The sequence below is a fragment of the Pseudomonas sp. GT1P32 genome, from assembly GCF_054897805.1.
On record NZ_CM142704.1, the window covers coordinates 1,048,439 to 1,064,835 of the forward strand.

A 16,397-nucleotide genomic window follows, 5' to 3' on the forward strand; every position below is an offset into this window, starting at 1 on the left:
GCCCTGTTTTCCTGTGACTACAAATCCCCTCGACGATCCGTTCTATTACTTGAACAACTTCATGCAAGTGCTTGATTGGCTTGAACATCGTTATGCCGATGTATTGAGTGTCGAGGAGCAATGCTTCATCCGTGAGTTCAATCGACTGCCCCGGGAACCCCGTGCGCTTCTGGTCCGGATGGTCATGCGCAAGGGCGTTCACTTCCGGGCGAGCAAACTGCATTACGTCGAGATCGGCGACATTGCCATGGCCGCTGAGCCGTTGTTGGCCCAGGGCTGGATCGATGAGCAGTCGCCGCTGCCGCTCGACGTGGTGTTCGAGGCGTTGCTCAAGGCCGAAATCCTTCAATGTTTCGGCGCCGCCATCGATCAGCCCAAAGGGAAAAAGTCCGACTGGCTGCCTGCTTTGAGCGAACGGTTTCCCGAGGTACAACCCTTCAATCAGTGGTGCGCGCCACTGAATGATCGGTTGTTCACCCTGACTATCATGGGCTTGTGCGATCGCCTGCGCCTGATGTTTTTCGGCAATCTTTACCAGGACTGGTCGGAGTTCGTGCTTGCCGATCTCGGCATCTTTACCTATGAAAAAGTCGAGTTCTGCGCCGAATCACGCGGCTTGCGCAGTCGCGAGGACGTGGACGCCTGCCTGTTTCTCCATGACTGTCAGCAACAGTTCGAGGCCGGTGAAGCGGTGGAGGCGGTTGTCGAGCAGATCAACGGACTGGCGCTGAGCAATCCGTGGCTGCAAAAACGGCGCAGCAAATTGCTGTTCCAGATCGGTCAGCACTGCGAACGCGTGGCGGATTTTGCCAATGCCCTGGGCATATACCGCGAGTGCGCCTGGCCTGGCGCACGGTCGCGATTGATTCGTGTGCTGGAGCGCTGTGGCGAGTATCAGTTGGCCATGGACCTGGCCGTTGCTGCCGGGCAATCGCCGGAAAGCGCCGCCGAACAACAGCAATTGCTGCGTGTGGTGCCCAGGCTGCGGCGCAAACTCGGCGGGCCGGCAGTGAAACGATCCTCTCCACGGGAAATGCTGCGTCTCGATCTGCAACTGCCCAGAACCGACCCGACGCTGTCGGTGGAGTTTTACGTTCAGGCGCATCTGGCGGAGGATTCGGCGCCGGTGCATTACGTCGAAAACAGCCTGATCAACTCATTGTTCGGGTTGCTGTGCTGGCCGGCAATCTTTGCGCCGTTACCGGGGGCGTTTTTCCACCCGTTCCAGCGGGGGCCGGCGGACTTGCTCAATGAAGACTTCCAGGCGCGCCGGGCCGAACTGTTTCAGGCCTGCCTCGCCGAGCTGGATGACGGGCGTTACCGCCAGACCATCCGAGAGCGGTATGCCGCCAAGTGGGGCGTGCAGTCGCCTTTCGTTTTCTGGGGCGCGTTGAGCGAAGCACTGCTTGAACAGGCCCTCGATTGCCTGCCCGCCGAGCACCTCAAACACTGGTTCAACCGCCTGCTGCTGGACATCAAGGCCAACCGCGCCGGCATGCCGGACCTGATTCAGTTCTGGCCGCAGCAAAAGACCTACCGCATGATCGAAGTCAAAGGCCCCGGTGATCGTCTGCAGGACAACCAGTTGCGCTGGCTCGAGTTCTGCCATGAACACCAGATGCCGATTGCTGTTTGCTACGTGCAGTGGGCGGAGCAGGGCGCTTGAGCTACAGCATCGCGGTGCGGGCGTTGTGTGAGTTCACCGCCAAGGTCGGGAACCTCGACCTGCGCTTCACGCCCTCGCCGACGGCACTGGAAGGTATCGTCGGCCACCGTACGGTGGCGTCCCGGCGTAGCGAGGGTTACCAGAGTGAGGTCGCGCTTGAAGGTCTGTACCAGACGTTGAAGGTCAAGGGCAGGGCGGACGGCTACGACCCGGCGCAAAACTGCCTGGAAGAAGTCAAAACCTATCGCGGGGACTTGAGCAAACAACCGGCCAACCATCGTCAACTGCATTGGGCGCAGGCCAAGGTCTATGGCTGGTTGATGTGCCAGAAACTGGGCCTGGCGCAGATCAGCCTGGCGCTGGTGTATTTCGACATCGTCAGCGAAAAGGAAACCTGTCTGGTCGAGGCCTTCAGCGCTGAGGAACTGCAGGTGTTCTTCGAGCAACATTGCCGACTGTTCCTGCATTGGGCCGAACAGGAAATGGCCCATCGCGAGGCGCGCAACGGCGCGGCGCAGCAACTGGCGTTTCCCCATGCCGGTTTTCGTCCGGGCCAACGGCATCTGGCCGAGTCGGTGTTCAAGGCGGTCAGCACCGGCCGCTGCCTGATGGCGCAGGCGCCGACCGGCATTGGCAAGACGCTCGGCACGCTGTTTCCGATGCTCAAGGCGCTGGCGCCGCAGCAACTGGACAAGGTGTTCTTTCTCACGGCAAAAACGCCGGGGCGCAAACTGGCGCTCGATGCTGCGCAGGTGATCCTCGACAGCGCTGATGCGCCGCCGCTGCGGGTTCTGGAGATGATCGCCCGGGACAAGGCCTGCGAACATCCGGACAAAGCCTGCCACGGCGAATCCTGCCCATTGGCCCAAGGCTTCTATGACCGCTTGCCGGCCGCGCGCCAGGCCGCCAGCGAGCTGTCACTGTTGAACCAGAATGCCTTGCGCGAGGTGGCGCTGAAACATGCGGTGTGCCCGTATTACCTGAGCCAGGAAATGGCCCGCTGGTCAGACGTGGTGGTCGCCGACTACAACTATTATTTCGATTTCAGTGCGCTGCTGTTCGGGCTGGCCCAGGCCAACAACTGGAAAGTCGCGGTGCTGGTGGACGAAGCCCACAACCTGGTGGAGCGCGGCCGGCAGATGTACAGCGCCAGCCTCGACCAGTCGGCCCTCAACGGCGTGCGTAAAACCGCGCCCGAGCCGTTGAAAAAATCCCTGCAACGGGTCAATCGTGAGTGGAACGCCCTGCATAACCTGCAACTTGGTGCGTATCAGGCCTACGACAAGCCTCCGGAAAAATTGCTTCAGGCGCTGTCCTCGTGCAGTGCGAGCATCGGCGATTACCTCAATGATCACCCGCAGGGCCTGGACAGCGCATTGCAGACGTTTTACTTCGACATGCTGCAGTTCTGCCGCGTTGCCGAACTCTTCGACGAACAGTTTCTGTTCGACATCAGCAAGCGCGACCTCGAGCGCAAAAAACCGCTCTCGCAACTGTGCCTGCGCAACGTGGTGCCTGCCGGTTTCATCCGCCCGCGCCTGACGGCTGCACGCAGTACCGTGCTGTTTTCCGCGACGTTGAGCCCGCGTCATTACTATGGGGATCTCCTCGGGACGCCGGTGAACACGGTGTGGATCGATGTCGAATCACCGTTTCACGCTGACCAGTTGAAGGTCCATATCGTAAATCAGATCTCTACGCGGTTCGTCCATCGACAGTCGTCCCTGGCGCCGATCGTCGAGCTGATTGCTCGGCAGTTCAGTCAACGCCCCGGCAACTACCTGGCGTTTTTCAGCAGTTTCGATTACTTGCAGCAAGTGGCGCAGCTGCTGGCCGAAAAACACCCACACATCACTGTGTGGGCGCAATCGCGGGGCATGGGAGAAGTCCGGCGCCAGGACTTTCTCGATCAATTCACCGCAGACAGCCAGGGAGTCGGCTTCGCAGTGCTGGGCGGGGCATTTGGCGAAGGCATCGACTTGCCCGGCGCGCGGTTGATCGGTGCATTTATCGCCACTTTGGGCCTGGCGCAACTCAACCCGGTCAACGAACAGCTGAAACATCGCATGGCCGCGATTTTCGGTGCCGGTTACGACTACACCTACCTGTTTCCCGGCGTGCAGAAAGTGGTGCAGGCCGCGGGGCGAGTGATCCGCACCCAGCAGGATGAGGGGGTGGTGATGCTGATCGATGACCGGTTTGGCGACAGCAAGGTCAAGCAACTGCTGCCACGCTGGTGGTCGGTTGCTCCAGCGATTTCGCTCTCGATTGAGTAGGATTTTTTACCTTAAAAAACATCGACATACCTTGAAAAACTCAGGCATTTGAACAAGTGGCGAATGCCCGCTTTATTCATAGAGGCAATCATCACTTTCAAGCCAGTCTTTGATAAGGAAATCAAGGTATGTCAGCAGCACCGAACTATACGTACACCCAAGAGCAGGTCACGGCCGCATTCGATGAAATAAAAGCGACGTTGTTCAACGGCATCACTGCCGAGACAACCCCGAAAATGCTGATCGTTGCCGGGCTGCAGGGATCGGGCAAAACGTATCTGCTTGAAAAAAGTCTTCTGCCTTCGGGGCGCTACAAAAACTACGTGCGCCTGTACCTGCCCGAATACCGGAAAAAACACCCTCAATACACTGAGATGATCAAACACGGCGTTCTGCATGCGTATGAGCATACAGAGGCGTTTGTGCGTGAAGTCAGCGCGATGATCTTTACGCAGGCATTCGTCGGCAAATACAACATCGTCATGGAATGCGCGTTCGACAGCCTCGATTTCGCGGCTTTTCCGCCGACGGCAACAGCCGCCGGTTATCAGTTCGAGACCCATATCGTTGGCTGTACCCAAGAGTTCGCTCATGTGTCGAGCATCAAGAGAGCACTAAACAGCCTCGAAAACCAGGAAATGGAAAGATTTCTGACGGGATCAACACTGGCTGCCAGCATGAGGTATGCACAAGCGATCATCCTGGCCATCGAGACGGCCTCAAAAGCGATCAGCGGTTCACAAATCACCGTGTACGAACGCGGATTCGGCGTGTTGAAAGAACGAGCGATACGGGCTCAGAGCACGTACACCCTGGATGCCAACGGCTCGCTGACCAAAACGACAACCCTGAGGCATTTTGAGCACATCGTTTACTCGCGGATTATTGATAACCCTGTTTTTGCGGTGAATGGTCACCACGAAATCATCAAGGAGTGCCATCTGGCGCTGATCAAGATCGCGGGTCATACCCAACAGGTTCCGAGTTTCGTATACAACGATCTGTATGCCTGCATTGTCAGATACGCAAACCGATAAGACTTTGCGTCGAGCTGCGCATTTCGGCTTTCCAAACTCGGGGTTTGTCGCATACTCCTCAAAAAGCATTCCCGACGCGAGGGCTCAATGAACGAAGATCGAGGCAAAGCCAGCACCATCGAGGACGGGCGCTTTCGCCTGTTGATCGATGCGGTGATTGACTATGCGATCTACATGCTTGATCCCGACGGCATCATTACCAGTTGGAATGCCGGCGCTCGACGTTTCAAAGGCTATGAGGAAGCGGAAATCCTCGGTCAGCATTTTTCGCGTTTCTACACCGAAGAGGACCGTCTCAAGGGGATGCCCCAACGAGCCTTGGACACCGCCATTCGGGAAGGGCGTTTCGAAGGGGAAGGCTGGCGGGTGCGCAAGGACGGTACGCATTTCTGGTGCCATGTGGTGATCGATCCGATCCTCGATCCGACGGGCAAGTTGCTCGGGTTTGCCAAGATCACCCGGGATCTTACCGACCGCAAAATGGCTGAAGAGGTGCTCAAGCAAAGCGAACAGCAGTTCCGGCTGCTGGTGCAAAGCGTCACGGATTACGCCATCTACATGCTCGACGCTAACGGACGGCTGACCAACTGGAACCCTGGTGCCCAGCGCATCAAGGGTTACTTGCCCGAAGAAGTGATCGGCCAGCATTTTTCGATCTTTTACACCCCGGAAGACCGCGCAGCCGGCGAACCGAAGCGCACCCTGGACATTGCCGTCCGTGAGGGGCGATTCGAGAACAAAGGCTGGCGATTGCGCAAGGACGGCACACGGTTCCTGGCGCATGTCGTGGTCGACCCGATCTGGGGTGATACCGGGACGTTACTCGGTTTCGCCAAGATCACCCGGGATATCACTGAAGCGACCCGCGCTCAGCAGGCGCTCGAACAAACCCGTGAAGCGCTTTTCCAGGCGCAAAAAATGCAAGCCATCGGGCAACTGAGCGGGGGGATTGCCCATGACTTCAATAATTTGTTGACGGTGATCCTTGGCAATCTGGAAATTGTGCGCAAGCGAATCGGGGACGATTCGAAGATCACCCGATTGTTGGACAACGCCACTCAAGGCGCCTTGCGCGGAGTGGCGCTGACCCAGCGCATGCTGGCCTTTGCCAGGCGCCAGGAACTGAAGACCGAGTCCGTCGAGATACCGACGCTGGTGGAAGGCATCACCGGCCTGTTACGCAGTTCCCTCGGGCCTTCCGTAGCCCTTGAAGCCCGTTTTACGGAAACAATCGAACCCGTTTGGGCCGACAAAAACCAGCTCGAACTGGCAGTCCTGAACCTGGCGACCAATGCCCGCGACGCCATGCCCCATGGCGGAACGCTCCTGATCAGCGCCCGGTCTGAAGACGCCGGCGATCATTCCTCGCTCACGCCAATGACAGGTCGTTATGTTTGCCTGAGCATCAATGACACAGGGGAGGGCATGGACGACGCCACACTCGCCGTGGCGATGGACCCGTTCTTCACCACCAAAGGGGTCGGCAAAGGTACGGGGCTGGGATTGTCGATGGTGCATGGCTTCATCGAACAATTGGGCGGGCGATTCATTCTCAAGAGCCAGAAGGGCAAGGGCACCACGGCTGAATTGTGGATTCCCGTCGCCACACAGGGTTCGATCGCCAAGCCTGCCCAGGAGGAAGCCGCACCGCCGGTGCCTCGTCTGTGCGTGCTGGTGGTGGATGACGACAGCCTGGTGCTGACCAGTACCTGCCTGTTGCTCGAAGATTTGGGGCATCAGGTGGTCAGTGCGATATCCGGGGCTCAAGCGCTGAAAGTGTTCGACAGCGAACAGGTCATCGATCTGGTCATTACCGACATGGCCATGCCGCAAATGAACGGTGCGCAACTGGCGCAGGCGATCCGAAGCATCAGGCCCGACCTGCCGATCATCCTCGCCACGGGTTACGCCGAGCGGCTGGAAGGCTTTGCGACCCGGCTCCCGCGCCTGTCCAAACCATTCACGCAACTCAACCTGGTGGAAATCATCGCCTCGACACTGCGGTGACCTTACGGACGTGATCGCCGGCAAGCCGGCTCCTACAAGGTACGAGGTGGCTGGCAGGGATGTGTGCCGCAACAAAATCCTGTAGGAGCCGGCTTGCTGGCGATTGGCCCTCGAGCCTTGCGGTGACCTTACGGACGTGATCGCCGGCAAGCCGGCTCCTACAAGGTACGAGGTGGCTGGCAGGGATGTGTGCCGCAACAAAATCCTGTAGGAGCCGGCTTGCTGGCGATTGGCCCTCGAGCCTTGTGGTGACCTTGCGGACGTCATCGCCGGCAAGCCAGCTCCTACAAAGTACGAGGTGACTGGCAGGGATGTGTGCCGCGACAAATTCCTGTAGGAGCCGGCTTGCCGGCGATTGGCCCTTGAGCCTTGCGGTGACCTTGCGGGCGTCATCGCCGGCAAGCCAGCTCCTACAAAGTACGAGGTGACTGGCAGGGATGTGTGCCGCGACAAATTCCTGTAGGAGCCGGCTTGCTGGCGATTGGCCCTTGAGCCCTGCGGTGACCTTGCGGACGTCATCGCTAGCAAGCCAGCTCCTACAAGGTACGGGGTGGTTGGCAGGGATGTGTGTCGCGACCAATTCCTGTAGGAGCCAGCTTGCCGGCGATTGGCCCTTGAGCCTTGCGGTGATCTTGCGGACGTCATCGCCGGCAAGCCAGCTCCTACAAGGGGGGGCGTTTGTTAGAGGTCGCGCAAACTGCGTTCCATCCGCGCGATGCCTTCCTCCAGCAACGCGCGCGGGCAGCCGAAGTTCAGGCGTACGAACTGTTGGCTGTCATCGCCGAAATCCAGGCCAGGGCTAAGCCCGACTTTCGCCTTTTCAAGGAAGAACTGCTGCGGGTTCTCCAACCCCAGCGCCGAACAGTCGAGCCAGGCCAGGTAAGTGCTCTGAGGTACATTCATGCTGATGCCGGGCAAGCGCGTGCGAACGGCATCCACCAGATAATCGCGGTTACTTTGCAGGTAGTCTTTGAGCGCAACCAGCCAAGGTCCGGCTTCGGCGTAAGCAACGCGTGTCGCTTCCATGCCCAGCGGATTGATGCTGTCGACCATACCGCAGCGCGCATGGTTGACGCGTTCGCGCAGGGCGCGGTCCTGAATGATCATGAACGAGGTCTTCAGACCGGCGATGTTGTAGGCCTTGCTCGCCGACATCAGCGTGATGGTGCGCTGGGCAATTTCCGGGCTCAACGACGCGGTGGGAATATGTTTGCGCCCGTCGAAGCACAGTTCGGCGTGAATTTCGTCGGAAATGATCCAGGCGCCCTGTGCCACGCAGATATCGGCCACGGCTTGCAGTTCTTCCCTTGGGAACGCCTTGCCCAGCGGGTTGTGCGGGTTGCTCAGCAGCAGCGCACCGCCGCCTTCCAGCGACTGGCGCAAGGCCTGAAGCGGCGTGGCGTACGTGCCATCAGCCATCGTCTCGAAATTCAGTTCAACCTTGTTCAGCCCCCAATGCCCCGGTGCATGACGCAGCGGTGGGTAGTTGGGCGTTTGCACCACGACGTTCTGTTGCGGCTGGACCAGCGCATTCAGGGCCATGTTGAAACCCGATTCCACGCCCGGCAGGAAGATCAGTTCCTGTGGCTCGACGCGCCAGGCGTACTTGTTCCAGAGGTCGGCCACGATGGCAATGCGCAAGTCATCCTGCGCCACGCTGTAGCCGAGCAACGGGTGTTCCAGACGTTTTTGCAGGGCCTGGATGATCACCGGTGGCGCGGCAAAATCCATGTCGGCAACCCACATCGGCAATACGTCGGCCGGGTAGCGGCTCCACTTGGTACTGCCAGTGTTGTGGCGGTCGAACACCTGATCAAAATCGAAGGTCATGCTCATTCTCATACAAGGCAGGGTTGTTTTCGGCGCTCATGATAAACGCCAACCCCTGTGGGAGCGAGCCTGCTTGAGAGTGCGAGCACGCCCGCTGACCATTATCAGAAACGGCCGAAACTCAGCGGGTACTCGATAACGACATAAACCCTGTCGATATCATCGCCCGCCTGGGCGCTGTTGGCCCGGTGCGAGACATGGGACAGTTGCAGCGACAAGCCCTTGGCCGACCCAGACTGCACGATGTAGCGCAAGTCGATGTCTCGCTCCCAATGCCGTCCACCATCACCTTGCAGCGGCCTGTACGCACCGACCGACTCATCGAACGGGTTGTAGGCTCCGCCCTTGGGTGCGTGCGTACCGTCGATCTGGCTGCCTTTGACATAACGGGTCATGAATTTCAGCCCGGGAATGCCATAGAGACCCAGATCAAGGTCGTAACGAGCTTGCCAGGACTGCTCGTGGGCACCGTTGAAGTCGGCGTATTTGATCGAGTTGGCGAGGTAGATCGAGTCGCCACCGACGAAATCGAACGGGGTATCGCCGTTGACCTTTTGATAGGCCAACGTGAAGGCGTGGGCATCGACGGTGTATTTGCCTGACAGGCTGAACGCTGTGTTGTCGATAGCACCGGCCAACGCCTGGCCTGTGTCCTGCGTGCGATAGAGATTGGCGTCGAGGAACCAGCCGGACTGTTTCAGGTGCAGATTGGCGTAGTACTGATGCCAGGTGTCGGTCAGCTCTGAAGCATAGAGGGCAGCGCCGAGCGGACTTTGCGTAAACAGGTCGACACCCAGAATAGAAATGCCGCCCGCTTCAGTGTTAGCGCCGTAGCCGTAAAAGTTGTCCTTGCCCGAAGCACCGTCCTGATTCTTGAACGCCGTGAAGTGGCCGGCGACCAGATTCATTCCCTCAATCTCGTGGCTGTTCACCAGAAAACCGCTGGCGTACTCGGGTTGCAGGCGTTTATCCGCGGTGTCGAACACCGGGGTTTCGACCATCATTTCACCGAAGGCCAACGTGGTTTTCGATGCCTTGATTTTCAACGCGCCGCCAGCACTGGAATAGTTGTCTTCGCTGCGACCGTCACTGTCCAGCGGCAATAATCCCGTTCCGGAATGGCCCTTGCCACCGTCCAGTTTCAATCCTAGGAACCCGTGGGCATCGAGTCCGAATCCGAGGGTGCCGGGGGTGAAACCGGATTCAAAAGAGCTGATAAAGCCCTGAGCCCATTCGGCTTTGTAGCTTTTGCCTGCCGGCGTCGGGGATCGATAGTCGTTGTTGAGATAGAAATTTCGGCTCAGCACTTCAAGCTTCGCGCCGGCCAGCAAGCCCTGCGATTCATCTGCCAGGACCACGCCTGATAACAGCGCCGGCAAACACACGCACAACCCGCGACTGAGGTCTCGTGAGGAAAACGTCATCGATCAGTCCACCGCGAAGGGAAGCGGCTCCGGAACCCCGGAGCCGCGTTGTTACTTAATGACCTTCGGAGGCACCGAACATGGTCTTGGCGTAGATCAGGCCCAGACCGTAAGAACCCCCGTTGGCAATCGAGGTTTTCACGGTTTCGTCGTAGGTCTCGGTACGTGCCCAGTCACGCTGTAATTCAAGCAGATATTGCAACGAAGTCATTGGCCGCGCACCGATCTGGATCATGCGCTGCATCGCCATTTCATGGGCTTCGGTGGTGACGTCGCCACAGGCGTCGGCAATCACGTACACCTCAAAACCCTGGTCGATGGCCGACAGCGCCGGGCCGACGATGCACACGGAGGTCCACAGGCCGGCGAGGACGATTTTCTGTTTGCCGAACTTATTCACTTCAACGGCAATGCGCTCGTCTTCCCAGGTGTTCATGCTGGTGCGGTCGATGACGTTGTGTTCCGGGAACACCGATTTGATTTCGTCGAAAATCGGGCCGGAGAAGCTCTTTTCGGCAACGGTGGTGAGGATGGTCGAGACCTTGAAGCCGCGCGCCGCCTTGGCCACCAGCGCGGCGTTGTTGCGCAGGGTGACAGCATCAATCGACTTGGTCGCAAAGGACATCTGCGACTGGTGGTCGATCATGATCAGCGTGTGGTCGGTTGGGGTCAGCAGGGTTTTGCCGGGTACTGCTTTTGCGATAGCCATGGCGATGTCCTTACGGGGTGAGTGAGGAGGCCATGGTGGCGTAGAGTCGGGCGGGGATATTGAACCGATGTGCTGTGTTTTGACTTTCTTGCGGGGCGAGGCTAGCCAGTTCCTACAGGATCGGAGTGTGCCGTTATTTGTAGACGACACCACCCTTGTAGGAGCCGGCTTGCTGGCGAAACGGTGGTGGCCGTTGCGCCGTCTTACCAGATCGGCAACGTGTAGCTGACGATCAAACGGTTTTCATCCAGATCACTACCAAAATTTGTCGAGCGCACTGTCGCATTGCGCCATTTCACGCCGACGTTTTTCAACGGTCCGCTCTGCACGACATATCCGATATCGGTATCGCGCTCCCATTCCTTGCCTTCAGGGCGGTTGTTGCCCAGGTCGATATCGGAACCGTTGATGTAGCGGGTCATAAACGTCAGGCCGGGGATGCCGAGGGCGGCAAAGTTGTAGTCGTAACGGGCCTGCCAGGATTTTTCGTCCTTGCTGGCGAAGTCGCCGATCTGCACGAAGTTCACCAGGAACGCATCGGTGCCATTGACGTAGGCATACCCGGTATCGCCGCTCATGCCTTGATAGCCCAGGCCGAACGCATGCCCTCCGAGGTTGTAGGTGAACATGGCGCCAATTGCCTTGTTGTCGACATTACTGCCGCCATCATCGATGGAGCGTGCGAACCGCAGATCAGTCTTCAACGATTGACCGACGGTGACCGGCAATACGTAGGTCAGGTTGACCAGGTGCTGGCTGTAGAAATTGTCGAGGTGGCCGTAGCTATAACCAGTAGCCAGGTTACTGGTCCATTTGTAGTTGAGGCTGGCGAAATCGAAGCTGTCGCTGTCCAAATGGCGGCTGGTGATGCCCTTGGCGCCGGTTCGGGTGATGCCCATGTCCTCATAGTCCGAGGAGTCGCGCTGGTTGACCTGTGTCAGTCGTCCGGCATCCACGGTCAGGCCTTCGACTTCCAGCGATGTCAGCTGGCCGCCCTTGAAGGTTTGCGGCAACAGCCGTGAATCGTTGGCCAGCACCGTCGGCAGCTTGGGCAGCAACGTGCCCAGTTTCAATGTGCTCTTGGACGCACGCAGTTTGGCGGTCAGGCCCAGTTCACCGTACTCGTCCTGCGCACCTTTGCGCGTGTCGCGATGGCGCTGGAGCACGCCGGAACCGGCACGATCCGGGCTGGAGTCGAGTTTGACGCCTACCAGGCCGATCGCATCGAAACCGACCCCGATCAGCCCCTCGGTAAAGCCGGATTCGTAGCGCAACAGGAAGCCCTGCGCCCATTCCTCCTGTTTTGATTGTGCCGCGTTGGTCTGACGATAGTCACGGTTGAAATAGAAGTTGCGTAGCTCAAGGCTGGCCTTGCTGTCCTTGATAAAGTCAGCAGCGGCGGGGGCCGAGAGGCTGATGACGCTGCCGGCCAGCAACAGTCGGGTAGCGAGAGTGCGGGTGTTGCGATCCATGTGAAGCCCCTTTGTTTTTATTATGAAATGACGGCTTGCGCGACCCTCGCCAACCGGGCGAGGGCTTATCAAGAAAAAACGCGAGCGCCGAAAAGAGAGGAGCGCGGCGCCGCGTGCGGTTCAATCGTTAGAACTGCTCGGCGCTCAGACCGAACAACGAGGCACTGCCGGCGCGAATCGATTGTTCGAGGCTCAAAATGCGCGGCAGCAGGCGATGGATGTAGAAGTCGGCGGTGGCGATCTTCGCACCGTAAAAGACTTCGTCGTCGCTGCGCTTTTGCCGGGCAACCTGCGCCATGCGCGCCCACAACCAGGCGTAGGCCACATATCCGAACAGGTGCAAATACTCCACGGAAGCGGCGCCGACTTCGTTGCGATTGGTCGCTGCCCGGTCCTGCAGCCAGTCGCTCAGGTCTTCCAGGCGCTGCACGGCATCGAACAGTTGCGCGCTGTAGGGCGCGTCAGGCTGGTGGGCGAAATGCCGAATCTCGCCGGTGAACTGACGCAACGCGACACCGTTATCGGCCAGCACTTTGCGCCCGAGCAGGTCCAGCGCCTGAATGCCGTTGGTGCCTTCGTAGATCTGCGCGATGCGCACGTCGCGGACCAATTGTTCCTGGCCCCATTCGCGGATGTAGCCATGGCCGCCGAACACTTGCTGGCCGTTGATGCAGCTCTCCAGACCGGTGTCGGTGAAGAAGGCCTTGGCAATCGGCGTCAGCAACGCGACCAGGCTCTGGGCGCTCTCGCGTTCTTGCGCATCGTCGGAGAACTTCGCCAGATCGAGCTGCTGCCCGACATAACTGGCGAACGCGCGGCCACCTTCAGTCATGGCTTTCATGCTGAGCAGCATGCGGCGCACATCGGGGTGGACGATGATCGGATCGGCAACTTTGTCCGCGGCCACGGTGCCGGTTGGGGCGCGGCTCTGAATGCGTTCACGGGCGTAGGCCACCGCACTCTGATAGGACGCTTCGGCGCAGCCAATGCCCTGAATACCGATGGACAGGCGTTCGTAGTTCATCATGGTGAACATCGCTGCGAGGCCTTTGTTGGCTTCGCCCACCAGCCAGCCGCTGGCACCGTCGAAATTCATCACGCAGGTAGCCGAGGCCTTGATGCCCATTTTGTGTTCGATCGAACCGCAACTTACGGCGTTGGCCTCGCCAAGGGAACCGTCGGCATTGACCAGCACTTTGGGCACCACAAACAGCGAGATGCCTTTGGGTCCGGCCGGCGCGTCGGGCAGTTTTGCCAACACCAGATGGACGATGTTTTCGGTCAGGTCCTGATCGCCGCCGGTAATGAATATCTTGCTGCCGGTGATGCTGAAACTGCCATCCGCCCGAGGTTCGGCGCGAGTGCGGATGATCCCCAGATCGGTGCCGGCATGGGCTTCGGTCAGGCACATGGAGCCGGCCCAGCGACCTTCATACATCGGCGGCAGGTAAAGGTCTTTCAAGGTGTCGCTGGCGTGGACATCCAGCGCCAGGCACGCACCGGAACTCAATGCCGAATACAGCGCGAAACTGGAATTGGCGCCGTAGAGCATTTCTTCAAACTGCACGGCGAGCATTTTCGGCATGCCCATGCCGCCGTACTCGGGATTACCGGACAGGCCGACCCAGCCACCCTCGATGTATGTGGCATAAGCCTGTTTGAAACCGATGGGCGTGGTCACCCGACCTTCATGCCATTGTGCGCCTTCTTCGTCTCCGCTGCGGTTCAAGGGTGCGATCAAGTGCGCGGTGACTTTCCCCGCTTCCTCAAGGATCGCGTCGGCGATGTCGGCATCGATATTGTCAGCCAGGGCAGGCAGGCGCGCCCACAGGGCCGGGGCGTCGAACACCTCATGCAGGACGAAGCGCAGATCGCGCAAGGGGGCTTTGAATTCGGGCATAACGTGAACCTCGACAGGACGGTTGTGCACGGCGCCGCAACCGGGCGCCGTGCCTTTCAATCAATGACTGGAAGCGCTGGCAGCACCGAGACCGGTCTGGGCGCGCACGAACTGGTCGGCGTAGGCGTCACGCTCCTTGTCGGCCCGCACACTGCGGTCGAGTCGGGACACGACGACAATCACCAGGAACGCCAGCGGCATGGAAAACAGCGCCGGGTGGTCGTACGGGAAGATGGCGTGAGCATGACCGAGTACGGTCACCCACACGGCCGGGGACAGGATCACTAGCACCAGCGCGCAGATCAGGCCGGCAAAACCGCCGATAATCGCGCCTTTGGTGGTCAGGCCTTTCCAGTACATGGCCATGATCAGCACCGGGAAGTTGGTCGAGGCGGCGATGCCGAAGGTCAGGCCCACCAGGAACGCGACGTTCATCTTCTCGAACAGGATGCCCAGCAGAATTGCGATGATGCCCAGGCCCACGGTGGCTATGCGGGTGACGCGCATTTCCTGTTTCTGGGTGGCTTTGCCTTTCTTGAACACGGTGGCGTAGAGGTCGTGGGAAATCGCCGAAGCACCGGCCAGTGCCAGCCCGGAGACCACCGCAAGGATGGTGGCGAACGCCACGGCCGAGAGGAACCCGAAGAACAGGTTGCCGCCCACCGCTTTGGCAAGGTGCATCGCGACCATGTTGCCGCCGCCAATCAAGGCGCCGCCAACTTCACCGTTGACGTAGTACTGCGGATCGGTGCCGATGATCACCATCGCGGCGAAGCCCAGGGTGCAGACCACGAGGAAGAAGAAACCAATGAAGCCGGTGGCGTAGAACACCGATTTACGCGCTTCCTTGGCGTTGGGCACAGTGAAGAAACGCATCAGAATGTGCGGTAAACCGGCGATGCCGAACACCAGTCCGAGGGACATCGAAGCGGTGTTGATCGGGTCGGCGAGCATTGAACCGGGGCCCATGATGTTCCAGCCGCTGGCATGCGCCTCGACCGCTTTGGTGGCAAGGGTTTCGTAGCTGAAACCGAATTGCGACATGGCCATGACCGCGAGAGTCGTGCCGCCGGCGAGCAGCAGCACAGCCTTGATGATCTGCACCCAGGTGGTTGCGATCATGCCGCCGAAGATCACATACACCAGCATCAACGCGCCGACGATCACCACCGCTACCGGGTAGTCGAGACCGAACAGCAATTTGATCAACTGGCCGGCACCGACCATCTGCACGATCAGGTAGCAACACACCACCGTCAACGAACCGAACGCAGCGAATATCCGCACTTTGTTCTGGTCCAGTCGGTAGGAGACGATGTCGGCAAAGGTGTAGCGCCCCAGATTGCGCAGCCGCTCGGCCATCAGGAAGGTGATGATCGGCCAACCGACAAAGAAGCCGATGGTGTAGATGAAACCGTCGTAACCCTTGGCGAACACCAGGCTGGACAGTCCCAGCAGCGTTGCGGCGGACATGTAGTCACCGGCAATTGCCAGGCCGTTCTGAAACCCGGTGATGCCACCGCCGGCAGTGTAGAAGTCCGAGGTGGATTTGGTCTGGCGCGCGGCCCACCAGGTGATGGCCAGCGTGCCGAGAACGAACACGAAGAACATGCCGATCGCATGCAGGTTCAGCGGTTGTTTTTCTATGGCACCCAACGCGGGTGCAGCGAATGCAACGGATGCCGGCAACAGGCAGGCTGCGGCGAGGATGAGTTTACGCATCACTTGCTCTCCTCAAGAATGGCCGCACCCAGCGCATCGAAGCGCGTGTTGGCGCTGTAGACGTACCAACCGGTCAGCAACCAGGAAAAAACAATGATCGCCGCGCCAACCGGCATGCCAAGGGTCAACATCCGGTGCTCGCCGAGCGGCGCGTGCAGCCATTGCGGGGCAAACGCCACCACGAACATGAACAGGTAATAAGTGCCCAGCACCGCAGCACTCAACGACCAGGCCAGGCGCGAGCGACTGCTGACCAGTTGCAGGAATTTCGGGTTGGTCCGAATACGTTCACAGCGTTGGGTATCGGTTGCATGGATGTCGATCATGGTGCGCTCCACATTGTTGTTGTTATCG

At 59.3% G+C, this 16,397-nt stretch carries 11 protein-coding genes; 4 read left to right on the forward strand and 7 right to left on the reverse strand.

Annotated elements, in window-relative coordinates; translation table 11 throughout:
* Nucleotides 1-13 precede the first annotated feature (13 nt).
* From ACYZUC_RS04910 to ACYZUC_RS04925, 4 genes are all read left to right on the forward strand, one after another.
* Entirely contained in the window at nt 14-1,666 is a 1,653-nt protein-coding gene (locus ACYZUC_RS04910) for a VRR-NUC domain-containing protein (protein ID WP_461993993.1), read from the forward strand.
* A complete protein-coding gene (locus tag ACYZUC_RS04915; protein ID WP_461993995.1) occupies nt 1,663-3,942 on the forward strand; it encodes an ATP-dependent DNA helicase in 2,280 nt (759 codons plus the stop codon). Before ACYZUC_RS04910 ends, ACYZUC_RS04915 begins: the two co-directional genes overlap by 4 nt.
* A 128-nt stretch (nt 3,943-4,070) precedes the next feature.
* The gene (locus ACYZUC_RS04920) at nt 4,071-4,979 is read left to right on the forward strand and encodes a zeta toxin family protein (protein WP_461993996.1); all 909 of its coding nucleotides are present in this window, start codon (nt 4,071-4,073) and stop codon (nt 4,977-4,979) included.
* Between the two features lie 87 nt (nt 4,980-5,066).
* The gene (locus ACYZUC_RS04925; protein ID WP_461993998.1) at nt 5,067-6,986 is read left to right on the forward strand and encodes a hybrid sensor histidine kinase/response regulator; all 1,920 of its coding nucleotides are present in this window, start codon (nt 5,067-5,069) and stop codon (nt 6,984-6,986) included.
* A 681-nt stretch (nt 6,987-7,667) separates the two neighbouring features.
* Here ACYZUC_RS04925 and ACYZUC_RS04930 read toward each other — a convergent pair.
* From ACYZUC_RS04930 to ACYZUC_RS04960, 7 genes are all read right to left on the reverse strand, one after another.
* Nucleotides 7,668-8,816 (reverse strand): MalY/PatB family protein, encoded by a 1,149-nt coding sequence (locus ACYZUC_RS04930; RefSeq protein WP_461993999.1) that lies wholly within the window; start codon nt 8,814-8,816, stop codon nt 7,668-7,670.
* A 104-nt stretch (nt 8,817-8,920) separates the two neighbouring features.
* Nucleotides 8,921-10,240 carry an OprD family porin gene (locus tag ACYZUC_RS04935; RefSeq protein WP_461994001.1) on the reverse strand — a complete coding sequence of 440 codons (1,320 nt, stop codon included), beginning with the start codon at nt 10,238-10,240 and terminating at the stop codon, nt 8,921-8,923.
* A gap of 55 nt (nt 10,241-10,295) precedes the next feature.
* Nucleotides 10,296-10,949, reverse strand: coding sequence for a hydrolase (locus ACYZUC_RS04940; protein ID WP_008041483.1), 654 nt, complete (start codon nt 10,947-10,949; stop codon nt 10,296-10,298).
* 203 nt (nt 10,950-11,152) lie between these two features.
* Nucleotides 11,153-12,421, reverse strand: a complete 1,269-nt coding sequence (locus ACYZUC_RS04945; RefSeq protein WP_461994003.1) for an OprD family porin — start codon at nt 12,419-12,421, stop codon at nt 11,153-11,155.
* 127 nt (nt 12,422-12,548) lie between these two features.
* Entirely contained in the window at nt 12,549-14,321 is a 1,773-nt protein-coding gene (locus ACYZUC_RS04950; RefSeq protein WP_461994005.1) for an acyl-CoA dehydrogenase C-terminal domain-containing protein, read from the reverse strand.
* A 60-nt stretch (nt 14,322-14,381) separates the two neighbouring features.
* Nucleotides 14,382-16,043, reverse strand: coding sequence for a cation acetate symporter (locus ACYZUC_RS04955; RefSeq protein ID WP_461994007.1), 1,662 nt, complete (start codon nt 16,041-16,043; stop codon nt 14,382-14,384).
* Nucleotides 16,043-16,369 carry a DUF485 domain-containing protein gene (locus tag ACYZUC_RS04960; protein ID WP_008026350.1) on the reverse strand — a complete coding sequence of 109 codons (327 nt, stop codon included), beginning with the start codon at nt 16,367-16,369 and terminating at the stop codon, nt 16,043-16,045. Before ACYZUC_RS04960 ends, ACYZUC_RS04955 begins: the two co-directional genes overlap by 1 nt.
* Nucleotides 16,370-16,397: the final 28 nt, after the last annotated feature.

Bases quoted from the DNA above. Each gene is read 5' to 3' on its own strand.
- ACYZUC_RS04920 (WP_461993996.1), top strand. From the start codon at position 4,071: ATGTCAGCAGCACCGAACTATACGTACACCCAAGAGCAGGTCACGGCC.
- ACYZUC_RS04925 (WP_461993998.1), top strand. From the start codon at position 5,067: ATGAACGAAGATCGAGGCAAAGCCAGCACCATCGAGGACGGGCGCTTT.
- ACYZUC_RS04930 (WP_461993999.1), bottom strand. From the start codon at position 8,816: ATGACCTTCGATTTTGATCAGGTGTTCGACCGCCACAACACTGGCAGT.
- ACYZUC_RS04935 (WP_461994001.1), bottom strand. From the start codon at position 10,240: ATGACGTTTTCCTCACGAGACCTCAGTCGCGGGTTGTGCGTGTGTTTG.
- ACYZUC_RS04940 (WP_008041483.1), bottom strand. From the start codon at position 10,949: ATGGCTATCGCAAAAGCAGTACCCGGCAAAACCCTGCTGACCCCAACC.
- ACYZUC_RS04945 (WP_461994003.1), bottom strand. From the start codon at position 12,421: ATGGATCGCAACACCCGCACTCTCGCTACCCGACTGTTGCTGGCCGGC.
- ACYZUC_RS04950 (WP_461994005.1), bottom strand. From the start codon at position 14,321: ATGCCCGAATTCAAAGCCCCCTTGCGCGATCTGCGCTTCGTCCTGCAT.
- ACYZUC_RS04955 (WP_461994007.1), bottom strand. From the start codon at position 16,043: ATGCGTAAACTCATCCTCGCCGCAGCCTGCCTGTTGCCGGCATCCGTT.
- ACYZUC_RS04960 (WP_008026350.1), bottom strand. From the start codon at position 16,369: ATGATCGACATCCATGCAACCGATACCCAACGCTGTGAACGTATTCGG.